Here is an 8,331-nt window from a genome sequence, read left to right as displayed (position 1 = left end):
CGGGGCGGACCTGCGCAACGTCGTGCTCGGGCTCGGGGCGGGACGCGTGAGCCTGGACGGGCTCGTCGGCTCGACCCTCGACCTCAGGGCGCAGGCGCGGGCGGTGCCACTCTCCGTGGCCGACCTCGCATCACCGGGCCTCGGGCTCGGCGGGACCTTCGAGGGCGAGGCGCGGATCACGGGCACGCCCTCGTCGCCGTCCGGGGAGTACCGGGCGCGGATCGAAGGGCTGACCTCGCCGCAGATTCGCGGGCTCAACCTCGGCCGCATCGACATCGCCGCCAGCGGCCGGCTCGGCGAGGGCCGCGCCACCGTCGATTCGACCATCACCGCCGGGCGCGCCGGAACGGTGAGGATCACGGGCTCGGCGCCGCTCGGCGGCGACGGCCGGCTCGACCTCGCCGTCCGGGGCGGCATCGACGCCGCCGCCGCCACAAGCGGCCTCCTCTCCGCGGGCGGCCGCCGCCTGACCGGACGGATCGAGGTGGATGCCCGGCTCCAGGGCAGCCCGAGCCGGCCCGAGGCGACCGGCACCGCGACGCTCTCGGGCGGCAGCTTCACCGACGCCACGCAGGGCGTCTCCCTCGGCAATCTCCAGGCCCGCATCGTGGCGCGGGGCCAGGAGGTCGTGATCGAGCAGGCCCAGGCCACGACCCGCAACGGCGGCGGCATCAACGCCTCGGGCCGCGTCCGGCTCGATCCCGGCGCGGGTTTCCCTGGGGACATCAAGATCACCGGGCGGAATGCGGAACTGGTGCGCAGCGCCATCGCGACCGCCGTCGCCAATCTCGACCTGGCGCTGTCCGGGGCCCTCGCGCGCGATCCGCGCATTTCGGGCCGGATCGACATCGCCTCCGCCGACATCAACATCCCCTCGCGCCTTCCTGCGACCCTGAAGCCCCTCGCCGGCACGCGCCATAAGCGCCCGACCCAGACCGCGAAGGCCCGCCTCGCGCTGGACCAGAGGGGCAAGCAGGGCCGGGGCGCCCCGGCTTTCGACGCCCGGCTCGACCTCCTCATGAGCGTCCCCGGCAGCATCCGGGTGCAGGGCCGCGGCCTCAACGCGCAGCTCGGCGGCTCGCTGCGCCTCGGCGGAACCCTCTCGAAGCCCGTCGCGAACGGGGGCTTCGAGCTTCAGCACGGAACGCTCCAGATCGCGACCGCCCGGCTCGATTTCTCGCGCGGCAAGCTCTCCTTCGGCGGCGATCTGACGCCGGAGCTGGATTTCGTCGCCAATACGAATTCGGGCGGGGCCGCGATCACCATCGCCGTGACCGGCCCGGCCGACAATCCGAGCTTCGCCTTCACCTCGAGCCCGGATCTGCCCCAGGACGAGGTGCTGTCGCGCCTCCTCTTCAACTCGCCTTCGGGCCAGTTATCCGCCTTCCAGGCGCTCTCGCTCGCCCAGGCGGCGGCGCAGTTCTCGGGCAGTGACGGCGCCTTCGAGGGATTACGGCGCTCGCTGGGGCTTTCGGGGGTCGATGTCGGGCTCGGCCCGGGCGGCATCGCGGGCGGCCTCCAGCGCTCGATCGGGAACCGCATCAATGTCGGGGTCCGCGCGGGCCAGACCGCAGCCCAGACCGGACTCGGCGTCGACGTGCGCGTGACCGACCAGATCAGGCTTCAGGGCGACGTCACCGCCGGCGGCGGAAGGTCGCTCGGAATCGGCGCCCAGTACGAGTGGTGAGGAGGGCTGCCGGCTCAGCGGCCCGAGCGCTGCCACTCCGCATCCGTCTTCGCGGCGCGGCGCGCGGTCACCACCTTGAGATGCCCGGCATCATCGCCGTCGGCGACCACGGTCAGCGCCGTGCCCTTCCGCGACGAGAAGATGAAGCGGCAGGCCGCCGCCCCCGTCCCGTCACAGGAGACCGTCTCGGGATAGGCCACGCAGACATCCTGCCGCCCGGCGCTGCAACGATCGTCGCGCCGCGTGCTCGACGGCACCGGCTGGAACCCCTTCGAGATGAGGAGCGCGCGGGCCGAGCCGTATCCCATACCGGGCTTGAGGGCGGGCGGCGTCTCGGCGGCACCGGCGGCCGAAGCCGCGATCGCGAGGGACAGGAAGGCGGCTCCGGCAAGGCGCATGGGACATCCGAAAGTCTGGCGCCTTCCTTCTCCCATGCGGCCGGTTAATGTCCGGTCGCCGGCCTCAGGCCGGGGTCGCGTCGGCCATGTCGAGATAGAGTTCCCGCAGGCGCCGGACCATCGGCCCGACCTTGCCGTCCCCGACCGGCTTCCCGTCGATCGACACCACCGGCAGGACGAGCGAGGTGGCGCTCGTGAGGAACGCCTCCTGCGCATCCAGCGCCTCCTCCACGCTGAAGGCGCGCTCCTCGACGCGAAGCTGCGCCTCCTGCGCGAGGCGGATCACCGTCTTGCGGGTGATGCCGGGCAGGAGCGCCGTCGAAAGCTGCCGCGTGACGATGGTGCCGTCCCGGGTGATGATGAAGGAGGTCGAGGAGCCGCCCTCGGTCACCTTCCCGTCCTCGACCATCCACGCTTCGGCGACGCCGGCCTCGGCCGCCGCCTGCTTCGCCAGGACCTGGGCGAGGAGGGCCACCGACTTGATGTCGCGCCGCTTCCAGCGCAGGTCCGGTACGGTGATGACGGCCGCGCCCTTCTGCGCCGCGGGGGCCGCGCGCATGTTCTTTTCCTGCGTGAACATGACGACGGTCGGCTCGACATCCTTGGGGAAGGCGAAGTCCCGCTCGGCGACGCCGCGCGTCACCTGCATGTAGACCAGCCCTTCCTGCAAGCCGTTGCGCCGCACGATCTCCTTCTCCAGCTCGATCCACTTCTCCGCCGGATAGGGGTTCCTGATCTGGATCTCGCCGAGCGAGCGTTCGAGCCGGGCGAGATGAGCCTCGTTGTCGATCAGCTTGCCGCCGAGAACCGCCGAGACCTCGTAGATGCCGTCCCCGAAGAGGAAGCCGCGATCCATGATCGGAATCCTCGCCTCCTCGTAGGGGACGAAGGAGCCGTTGACGAACACGATCCGGGACATGGCTTTCTCCAGCGACGCCGCAGAGGTGCCGGAGCACGGCGCAGGGCGCAAGCCCGCCGCGGCGCGAAAATCGGGCAGGCGCGGACGCTGCCCCTACTTGTTCTTGCGCGCCGCGTCCTTCGCCCGGCGCTCGAAGGCGGCCGCCTGCTCCTCGCGCGTCGGCAGGCTCGCGTCGCTGATATGGGCGATGTTCTCGGCGGGGACTTCTTCCTCGGTCGCCTCGGTGGCGTCCTCCGAGGGGCGGCCGGAGGCGATGCGTGCCGCATCGGCCTCCGCGCCGGTCACGTGGCGCAGTTCCTCGGCCAGGTTGCCGAATTCGTCAGCCGGCTGGACGACGTAGCTCTTGGTCCCGGCCATTTGCGCGTCTCCCGAAACCCGCCCGGCGCGGCGCCGGATCAGCCGATCCCTTCGAAGAGGGCCGAGGAGATGTAGCGCTCGGCGAAGGAGGGGGCAACCGTGACGATGCGCTTGCCGGCCATGCCCGGCCGCGCGCCGATCTCGAGCGCCGCGGCGACATTGGCGCCCGTCGAGATGCCGCCCGGAATGCCTTCCAGCTTGGCGAGGAGCCGCGAGGTCTCGAAGGCGGTCTGGTTTCCGACCGTGACCACCTCGTCATAGATCTTCGTGTCGAGGACGCCCGGCACGAAGCCGGCGCCCAGGCCCTGGATCTTGTGGGGACCGGGCTGGCCGCCCGAGAGGATCGCCGAATCCTCCGGCTCGACGGCGACGACCTTGAGATTCGGCAGGCGCGGCTTCAGCACCTCGCCGACGCCCATGATCGTGCCGCCCGTGCCGATGCCGGCGACGAAGACATCCAGGTGGCCCGCGGTGTCGTTCCAGATCTCCTCGGCCGTGGTCCTGCGGTGGATCGCGGGATTGGCCGGGTTCTCGAACTGCTGGGGCATGACCGAGCCCGGGATCTCCGCCAGCAATTCCTTCGCCTTGGCGATGGCGCCCTTCATGCCCTGCGGGCCGGGCGTCAGGACGAGGTCGGCGCCGAGGAAGCCCAGCATCTTGCGCCGCTCGATGGACATCGTGTCGGGCATGACCAGGATCAGCCGGTAGCCCCGCGCGGCCGCGACGAAGGCGAGCGCGATGCCGGTATTGCCCGAGGTGGGCTCGACCAGCGTGCCGCCGGGCTTGAGCTGGCCCGAGGCTTCGAGCGCATCGACCATGCTGACGCCGATGCGGTCCTTCACGCTCGCGATCGGGTTGAAGAATTCGAGCTTGAGCAGGATCTCCGCCTCGACGCCCTTCTCCTTGGCGAGGCGGCCCAGCCGGACGAGCGGCGTGTCGCCGATCGTCTCGGTGATCGAGCCGTAGACGCGGCCTCGGCCGGGGCTGCGGGCGGTCTGCGCGGGGGTCTTGGGCGCGTCCTGGGCCATGATGCTCTCCTTGTCGGGTGCGGCCTACGCTATTTCCATCTTCATGTCGATATACGGATATTTCTACATCGTCATATCGTGAAATCCGGGTCTCCTCCCGCCTCCGGCAATCCGCGGGCGAGCGCTTCAGCGCAGAGCGCTTCCAGGGTGATGGCGTCGAGTTCCCGGAGGAACGCCTGCGCGGCCCGATCGATCGCGGGGGCGATCACGGCCGCGAGCAGGGGCGAGACCTCCTCGCCCGGTTCCTCGCTCCGGTCCTGCCCGGCCGCCCGGACGATCTCGGCGACCGTGATGCGCCGGCGCTCGCGCGCCAGCTCGTAGCCGCCGCGCGGGCCTCGCACTCCCTTGAGGATGCCTGCCCGCACGAGCGCATTCAGAATGCTTTCCAGATGCCGCGGGCCGAGCTGGTGGCGGGCCGCCAGGATCTTCGCGGAAACCGGCGCCGGGCGCGCATGGAGGGCGACGTCGAGCACCGTCGCGACGGCGATGAGGGCGCGCCGCGGCAGGAGCGTCATGCCGCCCCGCCCCGTCCCGTCGAGCCGAAGCCGCCCGAGCCCCGCTCCGAGGAACCGGAGAACCGCTCGACCAGCGCGAAATCCGGCCGCGCCACGGGCACGAAGAGCATCTGCGCGATCCGCTCGCCGGGCTCGATGGCGATCTCGCCCTCGGGCTCCCGGTTGCGGTTCCAGCAGGAGAGCGTCACCGGCCCCTCGTAATCGGCGTCGATGATCCCGATCGTGTTGCCCATCACGAGGCCCCGGTGGCCCGCCCCAGAGCGCGGGGCGACGAGGCCGCACCAGCCGGGCTCCCCGATCCTCACCGCGAAGCCGGCCGAGACGAGGACGGGCGGGGCGCCGGGCGCCAGCCGCAGCGTCTCCTCGATGCAGGCATGCAGGTCGAGAGCCGCCGCGAGGGCCGAGCCCCAATGCGGGAAGCCCCAGCCCGGCAGCCGCGGATCGAGGATCTTCAGTTCGGCGCGCATGGCGGATGGCCGTGATTCGGCATGTTTTGCATTGGTCCCGGCGGGACCGGGTTGCTAAGGCTGGAGGCAGTCATGAGCCTTCGTCAGGGCGAGGGCGAAGCCGCGATCCGGGATATCCGAGCCATGTCGCACCCCTGCATCATCTGCGTCGCCATCACGGGCTCGCTTCCCACCAAGGCGAACAATCCCGCCGTTCCGATCACCATCGCCGAGCAGATCGAAAGCACCCGGGAAGCATTCGAGGCGGGCGCCGCCATCGCGCATTGCCACGTGCGCGACGACGAGGGCAAGCCGACTTCCGATCCCGAGCGCTACCGCCGGCTCAAGGAGGGGATCGAGACACATTGTCCCGGCATGATCGTCCAGCTCTCCACCGGGGGGCGGTCCGGCGCGGGCGAGGCGCGCGGCGCCATGCTCTCGCTCCGCCCCGACATGGCTTCGCTGTCGGTCGGCTCGAACAACTTCCCGAACCGCGTCTACGAAAACCCGCCCGCCCTCGTGGACTGGCTCGCCGCGCAGATGAAGGCCCACGGCGTCAGGCCCGAGATCGAGGCCTTCGACCTGTCGCATATCCTCAAGGCCCACGAGATGTGGAAAAGCGGCCAGCTCGCGGACCGGCCCTATGTCCAGTTCGTCATGGGCGTGAAGAACGCGATGCCCGTCGACCGCGACGTGTTCGACTATTACATCCGCACCGTGAAGCGCCTGTTCGGCGAGAACGCGCCCTGGTGCGCGGCCGGGATCGGCCCGAACCAGATCGTCCTGAACGAATGGGCGATCGCGGCGGGCGGCCATGCCCGCACCGGCCTCGAAGACAACGTGCGCCTCGACCGCGAGCGCCTCGCGCCCTCCAACGCGGCCCTGGTCGCGCGGGCGGCGGAGCTGTGCCGGCAATATGGCCGGCCCGTCGCCACCTGGCAGCAGGCGCGCGAAATCCTCGGCATTCCCCTGAAAGCCTGAAGCGGCTTCCTTCGAAGCTCCCCTGTCATCCCCGGCCGGAGCGAAGCGGAGGGAAAGGGGATCCAGGAGGGCGCGCACGGCCCTGGATACCCTTCCCGGCCCTTCGGGCGGCCGGAAATGACAAGGAGCAGCCGCCGATCGAGACAGGGCGCCCTGATGCTCGGCAGCCACTATCCACCGATTTTCGACATCCCCCTCGCAGGGGGCATCATCCCAAGCGCCGCGGTTGGTGGCATATGGGCCCTGTCCCGGGCTGGGACATCTTCCGGCATCCCGGCGAATCCGGGCCCTCCGCCCTGCCCGGCAGCTCGACGATGGAAGCGTCATTATGGTGTCCTGCCATAGCCAGTTCGTCGCGAGCGGTCCCGAGCGGCCCGACGGCGCGAGCCTCGCACCGTCCCGAGGAGGAGGGCCTCGCGCATGACCTCTCTGCGCCCCCGCGGCGCCCGCCGCCTGCGATCCCGCGCGCTGCCGTTCGTCCTCGCCTCGGCCTTGGGCGGCTGCACGCTCGGCCCCGATTTCTCCCCGCCCCCCGCCCCGCCGACCTCGGGCTATACGCCCGAGGCGCTGGGCCATCCGCAGGGCGCCCGCCAGCGTTTCGCGGTCGGGCGGGACGTGCCCGGGCGGTGGTGGCGGCTCTACGGTTCGCGCGATCTCAACCTCCTGGTGGAGGCATGTCTCGCCGCCAATCCCAGCATCGAGGCGGCCCAGGCCACCTTGCGGGGGGCGCGGGAGGCGGTCGAGGCGCAGCGCGCCACCCTGTTCCCGCAGATCGGGCTCGGCGGCCAGGCGACCCGCCAGCGGATCACGAGCGATCTCTCGACCCCGCTCGCGAACAGCAACAGCTACACCTACAACCTCTATACGCCCCAGCTCGGAGCCACCTTCACGCCCGACCTGTGGGGCGGGGGCCGGCGGCAGGTCGAGGCGCTCGGGGCGGAAGCGGAAAACCAGAGGTTCCAGCTCGAAGCGGCCTATCTGGCCCTCATCGGCAATGTGATCGGCGCGGCGATCCAGGAAGCTTCGCTCCGAGGCCAGATCGCCTCGGTGCGGGAGGTGATCCGCCTCCAGGGCGAGATCCTGGAGACCTATCGCACGCAGCAGAACATGGGCCAGGGGAGCGGGGCCGACGTCGCCCAGCAGGAAGCGGCCCTCGCCCAGTCCCAGCAGCTCCTGCCCCCGCTCGAAAAGCAGCTCGCGCAGAACCGCAATCTCCTCGCGGCCCTGGCCGGGCGCTTCCCGGCGGAGGGCGTGCGGCAGGGCTTCACCCTCTCGAGCCTGCGGCTGCCGACGACGCTGCCGGTCTCGCTGCCGGCGAATCTCGTGCGCCAGCGCCCCGACGTGCGCGCGGCCGAAGCCTCGCTCCACGCCGCCTCGGCCGGGATCGGCGTCGCCATCGCCAACCGCTTCCCACAGCTCACCCTGTCCGCCGATGCGGGGCTCAGCGCGACGCGCATCGCCGCGCTCGGCGCGCCCGGCACGCAGTTCTACACGCTCGCGGCGGCCGCGACGCAGCCGATCTTCGATGCCGGCAACCTGTTCCGCAAGCAGCGCGTCGCGGAGGAGGCGTTCCATCAGGCCGACGCGCAATACCGCGCAACGGTGATCGCGGCCTTGCAGAACGTCGCGGACGCGCTCCGGGCGGTCCAGGCCGATGCGCGGGCGAGCGCCGCCGCACACTCGGCCGTGGCGGCGGCGCGCAAGAGCGTCGAGCTGACGCGCGTCCAGCTTCGCAGCGGCGCCGTCCCGCCGGCGACGCTGCTCATCGCCCAGCAATATTATCTCCAGGCCCTGCTCAACGACGTCCAGGCCCAGGCGGCCCAGCTCTCCGACACCGTGCAGCTCTTCCAGGCCCTCGGCGGCGGCTGGTGGAACCGGGTCGACGTCACCCCGAAGGAAGACGCGGTCCCGGCAAGCATTCTCCAGACCATTCCGCCGCTGGGACTCTGAGAGACATCCCGGAGCGGCGCGGCCCCGAAACGCGAACGGCGGCCCGAAGG

9 protein-coding genes are annotated in these 8,331 nt (G+C 71.2%); 3 read left to right on the top strand and 6 right to left on the bottom strand.

The features are described from left to right. On the top strand, positions 1-1,687 hold a 1,687-nt coding region (locus tag PKD06_RS11410; protein WP_324380301.1), incomplete at its 5' end, for a translocation/assembly module TamB domain-containing protein. A gap of 14 nt (positions 1,688-1,701) precedes the next feature. On the opposite strand, the gene PKD06_RS11405 is transcribed toward PKD06_RS11410, so the two are convergent. From PKD06_RS11405 to dut, 6 genes are all read right to left on the bottom strand, one after another. Further along, positions 1,702-2,085: a hypothetical protein gene (locus tag PKD06_RS11405; RefSeq protein ID WP_324380300.1), complete on the bottom strand. Its 384-nt coding sequence runs from the start codon at positions 2,083-2,085 to the stop codon at positions 1,702-1,704. A 64-nt stretch (positions 2,086-2,149) separates the two neighbouring features. Next, positions 2,150-3,004 (bottom strand): D-amino-acid transaminase, encoded by an 855-nt coding sequence (locus PKD06_RS11400; RefSeq protein ID WP_324380299.1) that lies wholly within the window; start codon positions 3,002-3,004, stop codon positions 2,150-2,152. Between the two features lie 93 nt (positions 3,005-3,097). Next, on the bottom strand, positions 3,098-3,361 hold the full coding sequence (locus PKD06_RS11395; protein WP_324380298.1) for a hypothetical protein: 264 nt from the start codon (positions 3,359-3,361) through the stop codon (positions 3,098-3,100). A 38-nt stretch (positions 3,362-3,399) separates the two neighbouring features. Further along, positions 3,400-4,389 (bottom strand): cysteine synthase A, encoded by a 990-nt coding sequence (gene cysK / locus PKD06_RS11390; protein ID WP_324380297.1) that lies wholly within the window; start codon positions 4,387-4,389, stop codon positions 3,400-3,402. A gap of 71 nt (positions 4,390-4,460) precedes the next feature. Continuing rightward, the gene (locus tag PKD06_RS11385; protein ID WP_324380296.1) at positions 4,461-4,904 is read right to left on the bottom strand and encodes an Rrf2 family transcriptional regulator; all 444 of its coding nucleotides are present in this window, start codon (positions 4,902-4,904) and stop codon (positions 4,461-4,463) included. After that, a complete protein-coding gene (gene dut / locus PKD06_RS11380; protein ID WP_324380295.1) occupies positions 4,901-5,371 on the bottom strand; it encodes a dUTP diphosphatase in 471 nt (156 codons plus the stop codon). The genes PKD06_RS11385 and dut overlap by 4 nt, the downstream gene beginning before the upstream one ends. A gap of 123 nt (positions 5,372-5,494) precedes the next feature. Between dut and PKD06_RS11375 the strand changes: the two genes are divergently transcribed. After that, positions 5,495-6,331, top strand: coding sequence for a 3-keto-5-aminohexanoate cleavage protein (locus tag PKD06_RS11375; RefSeq protein ID WP_324380302.1), 837 nt, complete (start codon positions 5,495-5,497; stop codon positions 6,329-6,331). Between the two features lie 420 nt (positions 6,332-6,751). After that, a complete protein-coding gene (locus PKD06_RS11370; protein ID WP_324380294.1) occupies positions 6,752-8,281 on the top strand; it encodes an efflux transporter outer membrane subunit in 1,530 nt (509 codons plus the stop codon). Positions 8,282-8,331 lie beyond the last annotated feature (50 nt).

The organism is Enterovirga sp. (assembly GCF_035325185.1).
Taxonomy (GTDB): Bacteria; Pseudomonadota; Alphaproteobacteria; order Rhizobiales; family Beijerinckiaceae; genus Enterovirga.
This window is presented reverse-complemented; position numbering and strand designations above follow the sequence as displayed.